The organism is Flammeovirga pectinis (assembly GCF_003970675.1).
Lineage (GTDB): Bacteria > Bacteroidota > Bacteroidia > Cytophagales > Flammeovirgaceae > Flammeovirga > Flammeovirga pectinis.
Genome location: NZ_CP034562.1, coordinates 439865 through 461198, shown reverse-complemented (window position 1 = coordinate 461198; position 21334 = coordinate 439865). Strand labels below are relative to the sequence as shown.

Annotated in this window: 12 protein-coding genes; 9 read left to right on the top strand and 3 right to left on the bottom strand. The window is 32.3% G+C overall.

From position 1 onward, the window contains the following. Window positions 1-183: 183 nt before the first annotated feature. Window positions 184-1143 (top strand): methylenetetrahydrofolate reductase [NAD(P)H], encoded by a 960-nt coding sequence (gene metF, locus EI427_RS01885; protein ID WP_126611017.1) that lies wholly within the window; start codon window positions 184-186, stop codon window positions 1141-1143. 73 nt (window positions 1144-1216) lie between these two features. Next, entirely contained in the window at window positions 1217-2497 is a 1281-nt protein-coding gene (locus EI427_RS01880; protein ID WP_126611015.1) for a hypothetical protein, read from the top strand. On the opposite strand, the gene ctlX is transcribed toward EI427_RS01880, so the two are convergent. Further along, window positions 2486-3418 carry a citrulline utilization hydrolase CtlX gene (gene ctlX / locus EI427_RS01875; protein WP_126611013.1) on the bottom strand — a complete coding sequence of 311 codons (933 nt, stop codon included), beginning with the start codon at window positions 3416-3418 and terminating at the stop codon, window positions 2486-2488. The genes EI427_RS01880 and ctlX overlap by 12 nt on opposite strands. A 365-nt stretch (window positions 3419-3783) precedes the next feature. Here ctlX and EI427_RS01870 point away from each other — a divergent pair, with 365 nt between their 5' ends. The 7 genes from EI427_RS01870 (at window position 3784) to EI427_RS01840 (ending at window position 20054) form a co-directional block, all read left to right on the top strand. Then, on the top strand, window positions 3784-4401 hold the full coding sequence (locus EI427_RS01870; protein WP_126611011.1) for a hypothetical protein: 618 nt from the start codon (window positions 3784-3786) through the stop codon (window positions 4399-4401). A gap of 184 nt (window positions 4402-4585) precedes the next feature. Next, the gene (locus EI427_RS01865) at window positions 4586-7552 is read left to right on the top strand and encodes a two-component regulator propeller domain-containing protein (RefSeq protein ID WP_126611009.1); all 2967 of its coding nucleotides are present in this window, start codon (window positions 4586-4588) and stop codon (window positions 7550-7552) included. 155 nt (window positions 7553-7707) lie between these two features. Beyond that, window positions 7708-15456 (top strand): Ig-like domain-containing protein, encoded by a 7749-nt coding sequence (locus EI427_RS01860; protein WP_170178364.1) that lies wholly within the window; start codon window positions 7708-7710, stop codon window positions 15454-15456. Window positions 15457-15931: 475 nt separating this feature from the next. After that, on the top strand, window positions 15932-16546 hold the full coding sequence (locus tag EI427_RS01855) for a hypothetical protein (RefSeq protein WP_126611005.1): 615 nt from the start codon (window positions 15932-15934) through the stop codon (window positions 16544-16546). Between the two features lie 137 nt (window positions 16547-16683). Then, entirely contained in the window at window positions 16684-17394 is a 711-nt protein-coding gene (gene radC, locus EI427_RS01850; protein ID WP_126611003.1) for a RadC family protein, read from the top strand. Between the two features lie 71 nt (window positions 17395-17465). Further along, window positions 17466-18767: a polymer-forming cytoskeletal protein gene (locus EI427_RS01845; protein ID WP_126611001.1), complete on the top strand. Its 1302-nt coding sequence runs from the start codon at window positions 17466-17468 to the stop codon at window positions 18765-18767. Between the two features lie 111 nt (window positions 18768-18878). Continuing rightward, complete coding sequence (locus EI427_RS01840) at window positions 18879-20054, top strand: T9SS type A sorting domain-containing protein (RefSeq protein WP_126610999.1); 1176 nt, start codon at window positions 18879-18881, stop codon at window positions 20052-20054. Between the two features lie 81 nt (window positions 20055-20135). Here the strand turns inward: EI427_RS01840 and EI427_RS01835 are convergent, their stop codons facing one another. Beyond that, window positions 20136-20684, bottom strand: a complete 549-nt coding sequence (locus tag EI427_RS01835) for an outer membrane beta-barrel protein (RefSeq protein ID WP_126610997.1) — start codon at window positions 20682-20684, stop codon at window positions 20136-20138. 11 nt (window positions 20685-20695) lie between these two features. Then, a complete protein-coding gene (locus tag EI427_RS01830; RefSeq protein WP_170178363.1) occupies window positions 20696-21244 on the bottom strand; it encodes a hypothetical protein in 549 nt (182 codons plus the stop codon). Between the last annotated feature and the right edge of the window lie 90 nt (window positions 21245-21334).

Here is a 21334-nt window from a genome sequence, read left to right as displayed (position 1 = left end):
TTGAAATTAAGTTTCAGCTCTTTTTTTTCGCACTTTTTTCAGTAAAAGCACATTATTATTATGGATTCATCAAAAAAATAAGTGATTAAAAGAAAATTTATCACTTTCTATTTGCTAAACGTCTTCTATAAAAATAACTTTGCCTTGTGTAATCGTTTCAAACAAACTTAAAAATTCAAGCCTTTGAAAGTTATTGATCGTCTAAATCTAGCAGCTGAAGAGAAAAAAACATTATTCTCTTTCGAACTTCTTCCACCTGTAAGAGGTAAAAGTATTCAATCATTGTTTGATGCTATTGATCCATTAATGGAGTTCAAACCTGCATTTGTGGACGTTACATATCACCGAGAGGAATATGTATACAAAGAACTTCAAAATGGATTGTTTGAAAAATCAATTCAACGCCATCGTCCAGGTACTGTTGCTGTTTGTGCTGCAATTATGCATAAATACAATGTAGATACAGTTCCTCATATTATTTGTGGTGGGTTTTCTAAAGAAGAAACTGAAAATATACTTATTGAGTTAAACTTTTTAGGTATAGAAAATATTCTTGCTTTAAGAGGTGACGCTGCAAAAGGTGAAGCTTCATTTACACCGCATCCTGAAGGATATGCTTATGCTTCGGAGCTTGTAGAACAAGTAACTAAAATGAACGAAGGTGAATTTAAGTATGCTGATGAAACAGGTTTTAAAGGTGGCTTTAGTATTGGGGTTGCTGCTTACCCAGAGAAACATATGGATGCTTCTAATCTAGATTCTGATATTGACTTCTTAAAAAAGAAAGTTGATTTAGGAGCAGATTATATTGTGACACAGATGTTTTTCGATAATCAGAAATATTTTGATTTTGTAGAAAGATGTAGAACTGCCGGAATTACTGTTCCTATTATTCCTGGTATTAAGCCTCTAACTACTAAAAAGCAACTAACGCTTTTACCAAGTATCTTTAAGTTGGATTTCCCACAAGAGTTATTTACTGAAGCTCAAAAGTGTAAAAATAATAAAGAAGTTAGAGAATTAGGTATCGAATGGGGTATTCAACAATCTAAAGAGTTGATTAAATATGGCGTTCCAGGTATGCACTTCTACTCTATGGGTAGGTCTACTTCTGTAAAAGATATTGCTGAAGCGATCTTCTAGATCAAGCTTTTTATCTATATATTGCTGCAACAATTAACATAGTGTTAGTTGTTGCAGTTTTTTTATAATCACTATGGGACTTTTTAGTTGTTGTCTTTTAGGACTCCTAATCTATTTACATTATCAAAATGTAAGCAAGACCGCTATACCCAACTTTTTTTACTTTTATCCTTTTGCTTTACTATTAAAATTATCGCTCGGTATTGGAGTGGGACTTTTATATACATTTCATTATAATGGAGGAGATACTTTTTCTCTTTACAATGATGGAATAATTTTAAGCGAAATTGCAAGAAATGATTTCTCAGCCTATTTTAATTTTATTACTTCCAGTGCTTATCGTTACCCTGAAGAAATAATAAGCCAACTTACTCAGAGTAATGCTTCTAGTACTTATTTTGGTATATTTCTTAGCTTTTTAGCATTAATTACAGGAGGTAACTATTGGATAAGTAGCCTTTACCTTAGCTTTTTTGCTTTTACTGGTATATGGAAATTGATTTCTGAGTTATACATCATATACCCAAGATCGAAGTACAGTCTATTATTTTCTTTTCTTCTAATTCCCTCATTCAGTTTTTGGAGTGCAGGTATAATTAAGGAAAGTCTGGCTTTAGGATGTATAGGCTGGATTATCGGGTGTGGGTTTGAGGTAATCAGATTACATAAAATTAATATAGAAACACTATTTATCTTTTTGATTTCCCTCCTTATTCTATTAAAAATAAAATTCTACTATTTTGCAGGTTTAATCACTTTCTTACCTTTGGTGTATACAGCTTTTATACTCAACAAGAAGAATTATACTTATAAAGTACGCTACATCTTTATCCTTTTAGGTTCAATGGGGATACTCTTTTATTTACTTCCATATTTCCATTACCATTTAGATTTAAATAGATTACCCGCAACGCTCTATTTAAATTATCAAAAACTATATCAAAACAGTGATACAGGCAATGCTATTCTCTTCCCACAGCTTAAACCTACATGGATAAGCATTCTAAAGTCAGTACCAAAAGCTATTTTCACCTCTTTTACTTACCCTTCAATTACATCAATAAAAAATATTTTCACAGCTATTGTTTGTATTGAAAATTACCTATTAATTATTTGCTCTTCCATCAGTCTATTTCTTTTCGTAAAATCGAACCCTCAACAAAAACAACCCTACTTTCTATGGATGTTGCTTATTGTCATACTCTATTGTTTTACGTTAATAGCACTAATTTCATTAAGTAGTCCTAATCTTGGTTCTTTAAATCGGTATAAGATTGGAGCAACAGTATTTCTCTTTTATTTAGCATTTACACAAATAGAAGTATTTTTAAGAGATAAAGGTTTATTGAAATAGTTGTTCATCTAAATAAATTTCAGCCATCATACATCTTGTTCCTCCACCACAAACACTTTCTATTGTATCGATAGGTGAATGAATAACCTTTGTAGATTCTTCCATAATTTGTTTCTGCTCTTCAGTAAATGCATTAAATGCTTTAGTAGACATTGTAATGTATTTTTGATTATCCAAGCCTGTAACTTCTAAAATGTTACATGTAAAATTTCTAAGTTGATCAAAAGAGACATCAATAATCTTTTTACCGCTATCTTTAAAAGAAGACCATATTATTTCTTTTTGTTTCTGATCAATAATTGTATTTCCACAGATCACTACAAAATCAGTTGCTATCGCCAACATTACATTGGTATGGTATATCGGCTTTTGATTTTCATCTACAGCATCAAATAAAATTGGTGTATAACCTAACTCCTCCACATGTTCTTTAAATAATTCGGCATTTGTTCTTCTAGATAGGCAAGCGTACGCTATTTTATTCACTCTATCAAAAATAATACTCCCCGTACCTTCTAAGAATTTACCCTCTTGTTCAAGAGGAGATAAATCTGTAACAGAAGATACATGAAAACACATTTCTAATAACTCGATTATATCTTGTCTTTTTTCAGTTCTTCTGTTTACTGGTCTTAATGGGTATATATATATAGTACCATCTGAATGTGTAGTAAACCAATTATTTGGAAACTGACTATCAGGCTTAGATGGTACCGGAGTATCATCAACAACAGTTACATCAATTTTATGTTCTCTTAATACAGACACATACTTATCAAACTCTTCTAATGCTTTATTAACATCTTCGTTATTAGCACCTTGTATTAACGAATCTTGAAATTCATTATCCAAAGCAGTCTCTTTATTATACCCAAAAGAAGCCGGGCGGACCATTAAAATATGCTTTGATGAGTTGTTCATGAACTTGATTTTATGATTGTAATGTGTGGATAATAAACTTGTTTAGTTCTAATTAAGGTTAAAAAAAATTATTTTTGATATTTTTTTCAATTTTTATTAAAAAAAAGTGGAATAAGTGTAAGTAGTAACACTTAACTAACAGAAAAGATGATATTGCTCACTTTTCGGAATTAACAAATAGGATCAACTTACACTTAATAAATAAAAATTCAATAAGTGTATTCAGTACAGAATAATAAAGCATTAAGTGTTAAGATACACTTACAAAATTTTATGTATTTTTATTTTGACAGAATAAAATAATACCCCACCTTTGTAGTGTACTAAAGAAAATGAAAAACAATATTTTATTAACTCTCACAATCATGAAAAAATTAAATCTATTAATCATTGCATTACTAACATTTAGTTCATTAACAATAGCTTCAGAAATTTACTTACCATTTAATGGTATTTCTTATTTCTTTAAAGCATCTGAAGATGGCACTTCAGCAACATTAATGTTCGACAATTTAGAAGGCGAAGAAATTAACTTTACAGTAGAAAATGCCGAAGGAACAATGTTCATGGCAAAAACAATTGTTACTACTGGTAAAGTAAAAGAAGATATAAATTTTAAAAGTTTACCGGAAGGTCAATATACTTTTAAAATGACTTTTGAAGATAAGGTTATGATGAGAAAATTCTTTGTAACTCCGCAGAAAACTGCAGTTATGATGAACTATCAATTAACTTCTTCAAACCAAAAATTCAAGATTTCTGTAGAAGAAGAAAACTTGGTTTTAATTATAGGAAAAGATGTAAAAGGATTCATCAAAGTTAGTTTATCAGATGACCAAAATGGTCAGATTTATAACTCTAAGTTTATTGCTGGAGCTAAAAATGTTAAACGTTTTGATTTATCTACGCTACCATCAGGTAATTACAATGCTGAAGTGGAAATTGATGGCGTAACGTACAAAGATTCTTTTTCAATTTTATAAGAAATTAATGTCTCTAGTAGACATATTAAGATATAAGTAATAATTCATTTCATTTCATACTTTATTGGAGAGGCTAGCACTACAGGTGCTAGCCTCTTTTTTTGTTCATTTTTTATATTTTGATACATCATTCATATAGTTTTAGTACTTTGTATACAAACTACTGATACTAACATTTTTTGCTATGAAATTAACTACTCTATTTTTTATATCCGTTTTATCTTATCTGTTTCCAATATTATTAAATGCACAGTCTAATTTTAAATTTGATTCCTATCAAACAAAAGAAGGTTTAATACACAATCATGTCTTATCAATTTTTCAAGATAGTAGAAATCTCTTGTGGGTAGGAACATATGGTGGTGTACAGATTTATGACGGACATGAATTCCATAATTTTAATACCGTCGGAAAAGAAAAAGCTAATATCTTATCACACACTACAGTTCAATGTATTTTTGAGGATGCAGACAACAATATGTGGTTTGGAACAGAACATGGTCTAAACAAATATGAAGTTGAAACTGGTAAAGTAACTAAATTCTTTAAAGATGATAACGGACTTAGCAGTGATAATATAAGGTCAATTATTCAGGATGATTCTATTTTATGGATCGGCACTTATAATGGTGGCTTAGTAAAATATGATGAACACTCTCAAAAATTTACAGCATTCAACACCATCAATCCATATAAAAATAAAGTTTCGGGACGTTTTATCAATACAATGTTTCTTGATAGTAAACACCAACTTTGGATAGGTACTGAAAATGAAGGTCTAAATGTTTTAGATGTTAGATCTCAGAAAAGCATTATTAAATACGAAGAAATATTTAAAAGATTAAGTAAGAGTACTATCAATTGTATTTTTGAAGATAGTAATAATGATATATGGATTGGAACTTGGGGAAATGGACTCTACAGGTACAATCAGAAAAGAAATGAGTTAAAACAGTTTAATCATCAAATTGATAAAACGAATACCATAAGCGGAAATATTATTAAGGCAATAGTACAGAGAGAAAATGATAAACTTTGGATAAGTACTTATGGCAATGGTATTAATATTCTAGATTTAAATACACTCCATTTTTCGCAGGTTGAGATGAATGATGTGGATGAAAATAACTATGACTATATCTGGACAAGTTTTAGTGCGAATGATAATAGCTTATGGTTTGGCTCTTTTGGATATGGTCTTTTTAAATTAAATTCACTAAAAAACACATTCAGATATCAGAAAATTGGTGCTTATGACAATGAAATAAGAGTATCATCAATGACTAAAGTAAATAATGATAATTTTATTTTAGGTACTTATTCTAAAGGCCTATATCTCTTCAATAAAAAAGATAAAAAATTCTCGAAATATCCCATTGGTAAATCACTTAGTGTTATTTCTGCCGTTTATTTAGATTCGAAAAACACTTTATGGGTTAGTACCGATTCTACTTTACTTAATTACTCTTTAACTAATAAAAATCTAGTAGAATATAGACATGCTTCCGAGAATAATAAAGCGTTACCAAAAGGGGTAATCACTACAATTACAGAAGATGAAAAGGGAAATATTTGGCTTAGTTATTCTAAAGAAAAAATTGCCTGTATACCTACATCAGCAGTTGGCTACTCAAAAGAGGTGCTCTCTGGGAATAGTTTATTTAATGGAAAGTATTTAGAATTGCACGGTACAATTAATTATTTCGATTTCGATAAAAGGAACCTACTATGGATAGGTACTTCAGATCAACTTGTATCTATAAATACATCTACTTTTGAGGTTAACCGTTTACCTATTAATGTAGCAACAGATATGAAAGAAGATCATTTTGGTAATACTTGGGTAGGTACAAATGGGGATGGTTTGTATAAAATAGATAGGAATAAAAATATTCTAAAGCATTATGGATATGAAGAAGGACTTTCTTGTTTAGATATTCAAGCATTACAAATTGATAAAAGAGCTAGAGTTTGGGTGGGTACTTCCTGTGGGTTCTCTGTTTTAAATACAGAAACTGATTTAGTAGCTAACTTTTCTCAAGATTATGGATTAAAGAATTACAGCGTTAATCTTCACCTTTCTGCAGCTATAGATAATGGCGAATTTATTTTTGCTGGTAATAACGGTATCAATTCTTTTAACCCTAACCTTATTAGTAAAAACTTTAAACCCTCCAAAATATATTTAACAGATGTTCGAATAGATAATAAATCTATTGCTTACGAGAATGCAATGGATACACTTAGTAGTATTCCTTCGCTTTTATCTACTGTTGATACTATTTCACTGCCTGATAACCAAAGTATTTTAACTGTGAAATTTGCGGCAATAAATTACGATTTCCCTCTTACCATTCAATACGCTTATAAATTAGAAGGGTACAATAATAAATGGATAGAAACAGACGGAAAAAGTAGAAGTGCAACTTTTAGTAAACTTCCAATCGGTACCTATACATTAAAAATAAAAAGCAGTCCAAATAAAGGAAGTTGGAGTGATGCCGTAAAAGAAATTACCATAATTGTTAAAGGTAGTTTCTTTGATACGTTACTATTTAAAGTGCTTCTTGCTGCAATAGGGTTAATTGTTTTTAGCTACTTACTTTTCTTAATTTTTAAAAGGAAAGAGCTAAGGTCAATTGTTGAAGAAAAAAGAAAAGCAGTTCAAGATTTACACGAAGAAAACCAATTGATTCAATTCAAAAATGAACAATTAAACACAAATATCTCGGAGTACAATCAGAAAATTAATGAGATGTCTACTAAGTATTCTGCATTAAAAGAACATCTTAATCATATGTATCAGAATATTGTAGATATCACTACGCAGAGTAACAATACAGAGTTCCAATCATCAGAATTGAATGAACTAAAAAACAACCTTAATTCCATGAACAATGATACCATTTTCGATAATGTATTAGAACTAGAAACAGATACTTTTTTAACTGACTTTGCCAAGAAATACCCTCAACTAACTTCTACAGATTTAAGGATTTGTTCGTTAGTAAGATTGAATAAGACGAACAAAGAAATAGCCCAAATATTAAATATCACCTTAGGAAGCCTAGAACAAAGTAGGTATAGAATTAGAAAAAAAATGAAGTTAGAAAAGCAAGTAAACCTAAATGACCTTATACTTAGGTTTTAAATAACAAGCTGACTTTCAATTATTTAAAATAGTTGATAAGTATTTGTAGAGTAACTATAAGTGATTGTCGAGTACTATTTTTTTCCCTTCTTTAGTGTATTAATTACAATTGTAGCGATCTAAATAATTTTTTAACTAACTACGCTATGTTTGAAATGAATATTACTAAAAATTTACTCTCTGTACTACTACTTCTGCTTATTGGTAATTCTACCTTTGCACAAAAAGGGGAGGTACTTTGGAGGGAAGACTTCAATGAAATCAATCCCAACATTTGGCAATTTGAAACCGGAAATGGCAATTGGGGATGGGGAAATGGAGAGCTCGAATTCTATAAACAAGAGAATACGAGTATTCAAGAAATTCCAAATGAAACAAACAATAATGCTCTAGTAATAGAAGCAAAAAAAGAAAACGAAGGTGATTTTGAATACACTTCCTCTCGATTAAAAAGTATAAATGGACTAGCTGTTCGTTATGGACTAATTGAGGTTAGAATGAAAGTACCCGACCTAGGAAACGGTCTTTGGCCTGCATTCTGGATGATGGGAACAGACCAAGAACAATGGCCGTTACGTGGTGAAATTGACATCATGGAAATGGGCCATAAGCTAGAAGATAGAGAAAGACATGGCGAAGAAAGTGCTGATATCAATAGCTTTGTCGGATCAAATATTATTTTGTATTCTAAAGATGCATGTAGTGAAGGAAACCCAACTTGTGCTGGTAGTGCTGCTTACGATGTTAACTATGCAAATCCATACGTTGCCACTACCTCAATGGCAGATCGTTTTGTAATTTATAGAATGTATTGGAGTGCTGAAGAAATTAGAATTACTATAGAAGATAATGGCACAGAATACGATCTTTTTGCAGGTCCTTTTGGATTGCAAGAAGGTACAGATACAGAAGTCTTTCAGAAACCATTTTTCTTTTTAATGAACATGGCTGTAGGAGGTACTTTTACAGATGCTCTCTCTACATCTACCATAGATATTACTACTCCTGCAAAAATGTGGGTAGATTATATCAGTGTATCTAAATGGAATGACCAAGGAGAAATATTTACAGGAGAAATTCCAAAACCTCAAGTTTCACTTACTTCTCCTATCTCTAATACAATAGAAAATGCAAGTTCAGTTACTTTAGAAGCTACTGCTACTTCTAGTTTAGGGAATATTACTAAAGTAGAATTCTTTATGGGTGATTCTCTTTTAGGGCAAGATCTTTCAGCTCCTTATACTGTTGAATGGAATAACCTTATTGCAGGAGATTATACAATTACAGTAAAGGCTACCGACAATAAAGGTGTTACTCAAACAACAGCTCCTACTATTTTTAATGTAAGTGATTTATCCGGAGAAGGTGAAGTTATTTGGGAAGATAACTTTACATCTATAGATAGAAATACATGGAAATTTGAAACTGGAAACGGTACTTGGGGTTGGGGAAATGGGGAATTAGAGTTCTACACAGAAAACAATACAAGTATTAAAGAAATTCCTGAAGAACCAGGTAATACTGCTATCGTGATTACTGCTAAAGAAGAGCAAGCAGGCGGTTTTAATTACACCTCTTCTCGATTGGTAAGTGAGAATGGTGTTGCTGTAAAATATGGTGTTGTAGAAGTAAGAATGAAAGTTCCAGATCTTGGTAATGCACTTTGGCCTGCATTCTGGATGATGGGAACAGATGCTCAATCTTGGCCTTTAAGAGGTGAAATTGACATTATGGAAATGGGACATAAATTAGAAGAAAGAGAACGTCAAGGACATGCTGATGCTGCAATTAATAGCTATGTAGGTTCGAATATTATACTTTACTCAGAAGCGGCTTGTAGCGAAGGAAACCCTACTTGTGCTGGTAGTACTGCTTATGATGTAGACTATAGCAAACCTTATGTTTCTTCTACTACACTCGCCAATAAATTTGTGAAGTACAAGATGTATTGGAGTCCATCGTCTTTAAGAATTACAATTGTAGACGATAATATAGAATACGATTTATTCGAAAGCCCTTTCGGATTAGAAAGTGGTACAGATACAGAAGCATTCCAAAAACCTTTCTTCTTTTTAATGAACATGGCTGTGGGAGGTAATTTTACAGATGCAGCTACAATGAACGATGTAAATTTCGACGCTCCTGCAGAAATGTGGATTGATTATATTAAAGTGTCTAAATGGAATGGCAGAGGAGAAGTGTTTAAAGGCAGAATGGGAGGTAAAACTGGTAAATTTGCTGTTTTTACAAACGACGATGAAATCAATAACGGACTTACTGTTGGCGTAGATGCTAATGTTTATGTTTGGGAAAACTCTTTAAAGGAAGGTACTTCAGAACCATTTGAAGGTGCAAATGCTCTAGCATGGGAAAGTACAACAAATGCTTGGTTTGGTGGTGGAATTGCTGCTTTAGAACCGCAAGATATGTCAGATTATCAAAATGGCTCTTTAAAATTCTATGCAAAAATACCAGAAGGTTTAGGTTTTAAAGTTGGGATCATCGCCAAAACAAACGAAAGTTGGATTACATTCCCTGCAAATCAAAATAACTATGGCTTAACTAGAAATGGAGAATGGGCAGAAATAGTAATTCCAATTGATGATTTTGGTTGGTTAGACCTTACTCAAGTAGAATATCTTTTTGCTATTGCTGCAGAAGATGGTTCTAAAGGAAATTATGACTTTGCATTCGATAATATTTATTGGGATGATACTCCTGTAAAATCACTTGCTCCTAAAGTAAGTATACTCACTCCTTCCAATAATCAAATACTTTCAGATATATCTAGCTTATCATTATCAAGCTCCGCATATGATTTAGATGGAGAGGTTGTATCAGTTACTTATTTTGTAAATGATTCAATAATTGGTGTAGCTAACTCATCTCCATTTACTATTTCTTGGAACGATACTCCAACAGGTGAACATATAGTTATTGCAAAAGCAGAAGATAACAGTGGAGTCTCATCAATCTCTGCTCCTATTACTTTTGTAGTAACTGATTCTAATGAAGGGATTGGAGAAGTTATTTGGGAAGATAATTTTGATACAATAGACAAAACTACTTGGCAATTCGAAACAGGAAACGGCAACTGGGGTTGGGGTAATGGCGAATTAGAGTACTATACAGAAAAGAACTCTACAATTAAAGAGGTACCTAATGAAGAGAGTAATAAAGCAATCGTAATTACAGCCCAAAACGATAATATCAGAGGGTTTGGTTTTTCTTCTTCTCGTCTTAAAACACAAGATAAATTAGCAATTAAATATGGTGTTGTTGAAGCAAGAATACAAGTTCCCAATTTAGAAGGTGGCTTATGGCCTGCATTCTGGATGCTAGGAACTGGATCACAAGGTTGGCCAAGTATTGGTGAATTAGATATTATGGAAATGGGGCATAACCCTGCCTACAGGTTAAAACATCTAGAGGATAGCACAATCACTCCTGATGTAAATAACTATACTGCTGCAAATATTATTTGGAAATCTGCTGCTGCGTGTAGTGATGATAACCCAACTTGTGCAGCTAACGGAACGTGGTTTAAAGGTTCGGCTACCCCCTATGTTTCTGAAACATCTATGGCAAATAGATTTGTAACCTATAGAATGTATTGGTCGCCAAAAGAAATAAGATATACAATAATAGATAATGGTCAAGAATATGATTTACTCCCTGCTCCTTTTAATATTGAAAGTGGAGATGGGCTAGAAGCCTTTCATAAACCATTTTACTTCTTAATGAATCTCGCTGTTGGTGGTTTATTCCCTGATATCTTAAATAAAGAAGGAGTTACTGCAGATATGCCTTCAGAAATGTGGATCGATTACGTAAAAGTTTCAAAATGGAATGGTGTCGGAGAAGTAATTCGCAATACGGTATCTAACAAAAAAGAAGGATTATTTGGGGTGTTTACAGACAATACTTCTATTGATAGTAAATTAGAAATAGGTGTAGATACAGATGTTTTTGTTTGGGAAAACACTTTAAAAGGAGGTACTACTCCACCTTATCAAGGTACAAATGTAATTGCTTGGGAAACCAACCAACCTAATTGGTGGTTTGGTGCTGGTATTACTTGTAGAGATTTTATTAATCTTTCTGATAAACGAAAAGGTAGCTTAAAATTCAAAATCAAGATTCCTGCAGATGTTGGTTTTAAGATTGGAGTTGAAACTACAGATACTCAATATTGGATAGATTTTAAAGCAAATGAAGATACTTATGGGTTAACAAGAAATGGAGAATGGGGAGAAGCAATAATTCCTATTAGCAATTTCAATGGAATAAATCTAGAAAAAGTAACGTCTCCATTCCTCATTCTTTCTGGTGAAGGTGGTACAGCAACTACTTTCGAAATGGCTGTTGATGATATTGTTTGGGATCCAAGCTCGTTTCCTTCAGAAGCACCAACAGTACAAATAACAAGTCCTACAAATGGTATTGAATTAGAAAATCCATCAACATTATCAATTGCTGCCAACGCAGAAGATATTGATGGGACAATCCAGAGAGTAGAATTCTACTACGGTCCTAAATTAATTGGTATTGCAACAGAAGCTCCTTATGTAATTCAATGGAATAATATTAAAGAAGGAGATCACGTAATATCTGCCAAAGCAATTGATAATACTGACCTTAGTAGTACATCTACTATTCAAGTTTCTGTAGTTGGAGAAGGTATTGGTGAAGTAATTTGGAGAGAAGATTTTAATACTATCGACCCTTCTGTTTGGGGATTTGAAATAGGAAATGGCAATTGGGGCTGGGGTAATGGTGAATTAGAATATTATCGAGAAGAAAATGCCTCTATCGAACAAGTGCCAAATGAGGTTGGTAATTCTGCTTTAGTTATTGAAGCCAAGAAAGAAGACTTTGGAGGTAAATCATATACTTCTTCTAGAATGCTTTCTAAAGATAAAATTGCAGTAAAATATGGTGTTGTAGAAATCAGAATGAGAACACCTAATATTGAAGGTGGCTTATGGCCTGCTGCTTGGTTATTAGGAACAGGTGCTGGAACTTGGCCTAGTATTGGTGAAATTGATATGATGGAAATGGGACAAAATTTTGACGATAGAGCAAGACAAAATTTTCCGTATGCAGATGCTAACAATTATGTAGCATCAAATATTATTTGGTACTCAGACCAAGCATTATCACCACAAAATCCAACAGGAGCAGCAAGTGCAGCATGGGATCCAAATTACGCAAACCCGTATGTTGCAGATAGTACATTACAAGATCGTTTTGTTACCTATAGAATGTACTGGTCGTCTAGTTCAATTAAATTATCTATTGTAGACGACTCTGTTGAGCATTTTATGTTCGAGCAACCACATTATTTTTCAGAAGAAACATCTACATTCCAAAAACCATTTTATTTCTTATTAAATATGGCTGTTGGAGGTGTATTTACAGATGCGCATGCAGAAGACCAACTTTGGGCTACCTTACCTGCTAAAATGTATGTGGATTACATTCAAGTTTCGAAATGGAATGGTGAAGGTGAAATCGTAACTGGAGCATCTTCAAATATTGCAGCTAAAGGTCGTTTTGGAGTATTTACTGACGAAACAGCAGTGAACAATAAAGTTACTCCGGGCTTAGATGCTGATATTTATTTATGGAACAATTTAGCACCAACATCAATTACCCCGTTCGAAGGTAGTAATACTATTTCATGGACTAACCAAGTTGGTTCTACGTGGTATGGAGGTGGAGTTCATTCTAGAGAAACATGGGATTTATCAAACTATAAAGACGGCTACATTAAATTCAACATGAAATTACCTACAGACGTAGGCATAAGAGTTGGTTTTACAAGTACATCTGCAGAATATTGGGTACCAATTCAACCCAACGAAAATGTTTACGGATTAGAAAGAACCGGAGATTGGGAAGAGGTAATTATCCCAGTTAGCGCATTTAATGTTGAAGATCTATCACAAATAAATGCTCCATTTCTAATTTCGTCTTTAGATCCTTTAAAAGATTCCATTTATAGTTTTGCATTCGATAATATGTATTGGGAGTCTGCTACAATCACCTCTCCTATTGTAGATATCATTATTTCTCAACCAGAAAATACTATCGCATATTTAAAAGGTGATAATCTACAAATTTCATCAAATGCATATTCTCCAAACTCAATAATAGAGAAAGTAGAATATTATTTAAACGATGAAAAAATAGGAGAAGTAGCAGAAGCTCCTTATACATTTATTTTAGAAAACATTGGGTATGGAGACTATTCTATTTCAGCCAAAGTAGTTGATGCCAATGGCGTTGGAATATCTACTAAAAAAGAAATCTCTATTGTAGAAAAAGGAATTTACTTTGCTTTACCGTCTATCGCATTTACATCAATAGAAAACAATCAACTTTTCTCTGAAGGTGAAACTATCGTTTTGCAAGTAGATGCATCATCAGAAAATGGCATGGTAGAAAAGGTAGAATTTTATGATGGTCAAACCTTAATTGGTACATCAACTGTTGCTCCTTTTACATTCTTATGGGAAAACCCTGCCTTGGGTAGTCATGTAGTAACAGCTAAAGTAGTAGATGCTATTACAAGTGCTACATCTTCTGCAATTGTTATTAATGTAGAAGAAAACAATTGCGTTCCTTCTAATATTGCAATAGGGAAAGATGTTACTCAATCGAGTACTGAAGGATATCTAAATGCTGACTTTGCAATTGATGGTGATTCTACAACTAGGTCGTCTACAAATTTCAGTATTCCTCAATGGATAAAAATTGATTTAAAAAGAGACTATGATATTGAAGCAGTTAAACTAGTTTGGGAAAGAGCCAATGCAGACGCCTATTATATTCTAATGTCTGATGAAGACACTGATCCCGATCCATCTACTTGGACAATAATTAGCGATCAGAGTGGTTTGGAAGATAAAGCTAGAACTGACTCTTTAATTAATCTATCTGGTAGTGGTAGATATATTGCAATGTATGCAACAAGTAAACAGCATCCTTATGGAATTTCTTTATTCGAATTTGAAATTTTCCCTACTTGCGAAAGTGGAAAAAACAATGCCCCAACTCCTGTCATTAACTTTACCCAAAGTGGTTCGAGTTATCAATTTGACGCCTCTCTTTCTAATGATAGTGATGGAGATTTATTAGCATACCAATGGAACTTTGGTGATGGCACAACAAGTACTCTTGAAAACCCTCTTCATAATTACTACCAAAATGGAGAGTATGCTGTTTCGCTTACTGTATATGATGGCAAAACAGAAGAAAGTACTTCTATTCTAGTAAATGTAAACGCTGTAAATACAACTGCTTGTACATTCTATAGTAATAATGGAGATTTCTCTGTTGAGGTTGAGAAACAAGATAACCCAACAGTCACATTTATTCCTACTTCTATCTTAGGCAGCTCAGAATGGGTTATCATTACCACTTTTGTTGACGGAAACATTACAGGAGGTTTTTACATGGAGAAAGAAGGTGAAAATTTCACTTTTACACTTCCGTCAAATCTTGGGGAAAATGTTGCATTCTATTTCACCTACCAGCATAATGGTGTTGGTCAAAAAGACACCAATAATGATAAGGTTGAATTAACTATTGGAGAATGTGGTAATAATGCTCGCATTAATTTGGAGCAAAATAGTTTAGAAAGCGAAGTAGTACTTTATCCTAACCCATCAAAGGGTACTTTTGATATGAAAATGAAGGAGCTAACTTCGAATCAAAATATATATATCCGAGTAATTAATATTTCTGGTACTGAGGTGTACGCTAAAGAAACTCAAACAAATGCTTTGGGTGAACTTAATGAGCGTTTTGAATTATCTAAAGCATTAAATACAGGTATGTATCAATTAATAATTATAGGAGATGATTTTTCTGAGTCAGTTTCTATTCTAATAAAGTAAAAGCTTATTTAAAGTTGATTTAGCAAAGTAAAGTCGGCTTTACAATAATTTCAACCTCTTTATTACTTTTATTAATATAGAAGAATGGTATTTAGACCTAGTAATTAGGCTTAAATACCATTCTTTTATTTTAACGCTAACTCATTATTCTATAGATTTTTAGCTCAAATACTTTAACTCAATATTAACAGAAAATGAATTCATCTTCATTAACAAAATTAACTACTTTAAGTGTTAGTACCGACACTTATAAAATATAACCATCGTTATTCCAATTAACTTAATTTATAATAGAAGGATCAAAATACACTTATAGAATAAAATATAATTAAGTGTATTCAGTACGGAATAATATTTATTAAAAACACATATTACACTTATATTATTTTACTTGAAATCATTTTGACAAAATAAAAAAATACCACACCTTTGTAATGTTCAAAAGAGAAATAAAAAACAAAATATAAATATTACAATGAAAAATTTAACAGTATTATTAACCGCCTTATTATTATCATTTAATACGTTTGCAGCAGAATTATACTTACCATTTAACGGTATTTCATACTTCTTTAAGAGTTCTGAAAATGGAACATCAGCAACATTAACGTTAGCAAATTTAGAAGGAGAAGAAGTTAATTTCTCTATAGAAAATAAAGAAGGTAAAGTTTATATGACTAAAACTATTATTGCTTCAGGTAAAGTTAGTGAAGACATTAATTTTAAGAGTTTACCAGAAGGTCAATATAGCTTTAAGTTACAATTCGAAGATAAAATGATGGTTAGAGAATTTTTTGTTACTCCGTCTAAAACTGCGGTAATGAAAAACTTCCAATTAGCTTCTTCAGATCAAAAATTTAAAATGTCAGTTTCAGGCGAAAACTTAAACTTAATCATCGGTAAAGATGTACAAGGATTTGTAAAAGTTCGTTTAAAATCTGATAACGGAGATGTATTCTACAATGGTAAATTCGTTGCTGGTGCTAAAAACATCAAACGTTTCGATCTATCAACTCTTCCTACTGGTACTTATGTTGCCGAAATGGAACTTGATGGTGTTACTTACTCAGATTCATTCTCAGTATTATAAGAAATTACAATAAGTAATAATTCATTTCATTTCATACTTGGAGAGGTTATCACAGAAGTGGTAACCTCTTTTTTTATTTTATTTTTTTGATTCTCTCCCTATATTTACTTTACAAAATCTAACTCAATAGCTTAACGATGGAAACTATTTACGACAATCAAACAGCAGGTTTAAGTATTAAAAACCTTGCAGAAGAAGACCGCCCAAGAGAAAAGCTCTTAACTAAGGGGCGTCAATCTCTGAGTAATGCAGAGCTAATTGCTATTTTACTAGGCTCTGGTACTCCAAAGTTATCGGCCATTCAAGTTGGGCAACTCCTATTAAATGAGGTGGATAATAATTTAGATAATCTTGCAAAACTATCTATTAAACAACTCAAACAAATTAAAGGTATTGGCGATGCGAAAGCTGTAGGAATAACTGCTGCTTTAGAACTAGGAAGAAGACGTAAAGAGACAGAAAAGCCTATCAAACCTAAAATTGGATGTTCTAAAGATATTTACAATCTACTCTCGCCCCATCTACTTGATTTAAACCATGAGGAGCTTTGGGTAATCTTATTAAGTAGATCAAATAATATAATTGGAACAGAAAAAGTTAGTATGGGCGGTAGAGCTGGAACAGTTGCTGACCCCAAAATTATCTTTCAGAGAGCATTAGAAAAAGGAGCTTGTTCAATTATTTTATCTCATAATCATCCTTCAGGACAGGTAAAACCTAGCCAAGCAGATATATCACTTACAAAAAAGATTAAAGAAGCAGGAAAATTTCTAGAAATGCCGCTGTTAGATCATTTAATCTTTGGGAATGAGCAGTATTTTAGTTTTGCTGATGAGGGTATTTTATGATAATTCCTATGTTTTATGTATTTTCAATGTAAATTTTACTTGCTCTCTCTTTTAATACGTAAATGATAACTATGTACAAATTCACCCTTCTATCGTTTCTTTTTGGATTATTCCCATTAATCACTTTTGCTGTTGATGGAGAAAGTTTTGTCAATATTAAACCTCAAATGGAACGCTTTACTTCTATCGACCAATGGGAGAACCCCAATAATTGGTCACCTAAAGTAGTTCCTAACGAAAAAACACTGATTCTTGTAAAAGGTAAATCGTTTATTATTGACTTTAATCTAAAAAAAGACAAGCAAATAGTAGGTGCAATTGATGTTTCTCATGGAGGTGAATTAGTTATAACCAACCGAGGGAATCTTTTTATTACCAACACACTTACTGTCGGACCTAAAAGTAGTTTAGTTGTAGAAGGGCAATTAACTGTACAAGAAGCTATTATTCAGAGTACAGATGCAGAGTTTACAGTCGATCAAATTGGAGCGATAGATGCCCATGAGCTAACGATAAAAATAGAAGATTATGCTGCCACTATAAATGGACATATCTCTACAACTTATCTAACTATTCATTTTTTAGATAAAAATGGACAATTACAGATTGGTGATGAAGCTGAAATTCATGTACAAAGTGAAACTATAGTAAAAAATAGATATCAGGATAATATACTCGGTGATATTAGAAAGATTACTACATCCGGATGTTCTGGCAATAAATTGTTTTGTAATCTTGTAACTGCCTATCATTTAAAGCTACCAACAATTGTAGATTTCTTTGATATTGAAATTGAAAATGGACATGCTTTTGCTTATTGGGAAACTTCTATTGAGCGAGATTTAAGTCACTTTGTAATAGAGAAATCACATGATGGTATTGCCTTTGAAGAAATTGGTAAAGTACAAGCAAGTGGCAATTCTCATGAAGCAGTTCCTTACGATCATAAAGATGTTGCATTTACAGATACAAAAGATACTTTTTACAGACTAAGAACAATTCAGCAGTCTGGAGAAGAATATATTTGGTGTCGTCATTTAAAAGCCAACGAAAATGATAAAGAAGAATATGGTTTAGTAAAAATCAATCCCAACCCTACAAATTATAAACTTGCTCTTGATTTAGAAGGTGAATCGTTTAAAGATTTTGATATAAAATTACATCATACAGAAAATGAGTCTGTTTGGGATATCATGCCTGAATTCGAAGAGAACCAAGCGTTATTTGATATTCATCACTACCCTGCCGGTACGTATATTCTTAAAGTAAAAATGAAAGATCTATTGGTCTATTCAGGTAATGTGATTATACATGCCACTAATAGTAGAGGGAATATAAAGAACAGTCAAGCTATTATTTTAGAGGAGGATTAATTTTAATAACTTTAAACAACTTCAACGGATCACTTTACGATACGTTTTAATAAATAGATGTAATTTTTAATATAATTTCACAACACGATTTTAACTACTAAACTTATTTTAATGAATACTACAAAACTATATATATTATTATTTTTCGGATTTCTATTAAGTAGTAATCTATTCGCTACTAGTCTACATGTTAGACATGGAGAAACAAAAATTATAAATGGAGATCTCACAGTTAATGAAAGAGATTATATTACAGTTGACGCTGGTGGTATTTTAATAGTTAAAGGAACTGTTCATCTAAATGGCCACGTAACTATGATACCTAGACATGGGAGACCAAGCTTCAACCCTATATATACTCAAATTCAAAATAATGGAGATATTATAATAGAGAAAAATGTAATTATTAAAAATGCAATAGATTACCATGCTGGATCACATGCTAGTCTTTCTATTTTAGGAGAGAGAGTAAATGCACAAGGAACAGATGCAGGAAGACATGGTAATGCTCATGGAATTAATAAAATTGAGGGCCATCCAGGAACTCACAATTTTGTTGGTCCAAACCTTCAGATGAACGGTATGGCTCAAGAGTTCTTTGGTGGAGGTGGCGGTTATGGTGGGCACACTACAGCCATGACCAAAAATAATATTGACCAGGTTCCTCAACACGTTAAAGACCTTATATTTCAACATTTCCCAAATTCATTAGCTGCGACAAATTTACCGATCGAGTTATCATCGTTTAATGTAATAGTTGATGAAAATGCTATTGTTGCTACATGGATTACTGCACAAGAAATAAATACTAAAAGTTTCACTGTTGAAAAATCTATTGATGGTAAAAACTATACTGTTGTAGAAAAAGATATAGAAGCTGCAGGTAATTCAGATGTAGAATTAACATATGAAATTACAGATATGGATCATAATTCTTCTTCTTCCGTTTATTATAGATTAACTGAATATGATTTAGATGGTAAATCAGAATCTTGGATAAAAGAAGTTCACCTAGAAAATGAAGTTTCATCTCATGTAATTAGTGTTTATCCAGATCCTGCAGATAGTCAATTTAATGTGATATTAAATCTTATAAAAGGAGATAAAGCTACTTATGAATTAGTGCAAGCAGAAACAGGTGTAATGATTCCTCTAGAAAATAAAGAAGAATATAATAATGGTAAAGCTGAATTTAATGTTAGCCATTTAAACGAAGGTATTTATATTTTACTCGTTAAAATAAACGGTAAACCTGCATATAATAAAGAGTTGATCATTAAACATTAAAATCAACTTCAACAAACCAAAAAGGCTGATTTCTTTACCGGAAATCAGCCTTTTTGGTTTCTATTCTAAAAATACTTTATTTTAAAACAGCAGCCCGACAGACATATCAAAAGATCCCATAGATTTATCACTTACTGGAATTCCCAGTTGTTCAAAACCTACCTGTCCTGCACCTAAATAACTTAATTGAAGATTTAAAATTGAGAATTTTAAACCAGCAGCAATCTTATATCCAAAATTCCATTCATCAACTAAAGGATCAGAGGATACAGAATCAATTATTGTACTATTATATACCCTAACTCCACCTAAACCAACACCAACGTATGGTTTTAAAGTACCTGTCAAGATATAATAACGATACTGAAGCATTACAGGCATTAAGATCCAAGCTTCAGCTAATGCATCTGTACCACTTGCCATTAAATCCATTTGTCCAAGAACAGTAATCTCAGAGTGATCTGTAATTCCAGCTCCAATTTCTGCATATAGATTAAAGCCAACATCCGAGTATTCACTTAAGTCACCTGTTCCAGAAGATAAACCACCTCCTAAACCAAAACGAACTTGAGCATTAGAAATGAATGAAAACGAGAGTATGAAGAGGGATGACAATAAAAGGTTTTTCATGATATTAAGGGTTAAAATAAAAGTCCAACAGTTATGTCCATTGAACCAAGAGTATATTCGTGGTATTTACCTGAATTAAGGTAATTTAATTGTACATTAAAAATTGACAAACCAACACCAACACCAACTTTGTAACCAAAACTCCAGAAATCGTCAATAAGTTGAGGGTCACCACTTGGATTAAGTGGGTCTGCTTTTAAATAATATGATTTTACACCTCCAAGACCTCCTTGAACAAAAGGTTTAAACATCGATTCACCATCTTTTGGTAAGATATAATAACGTCCTATAGCCATAACAGGAATTTGATACCAAGCCTGAGCCAAAGAAACATCTAATGGAAGTGCAATAAATCCATTTACCTGACCACTTAAAACAGCAACCATGTTTTCGTTAAAATCATAACTCAATTCAACATAAGCACTATATCCAGCACTCGAAAATGGAGAGATATCACCAACGCCAGCAGAACCACCCCCACCTATACCAAAATGCACTTGAGCTGTTGCAAAATGTGTGAAAAGAAAAAGGGAAATAAGTAATAGAAATTGTTTCATCATTTTTAATAGATTCTTGTATAAAGAGCTGTTGAAGTCAAGAACAAAATAGTACGCTAAAAATATGCTTCGAAATTAAGTTGAAGCACTATA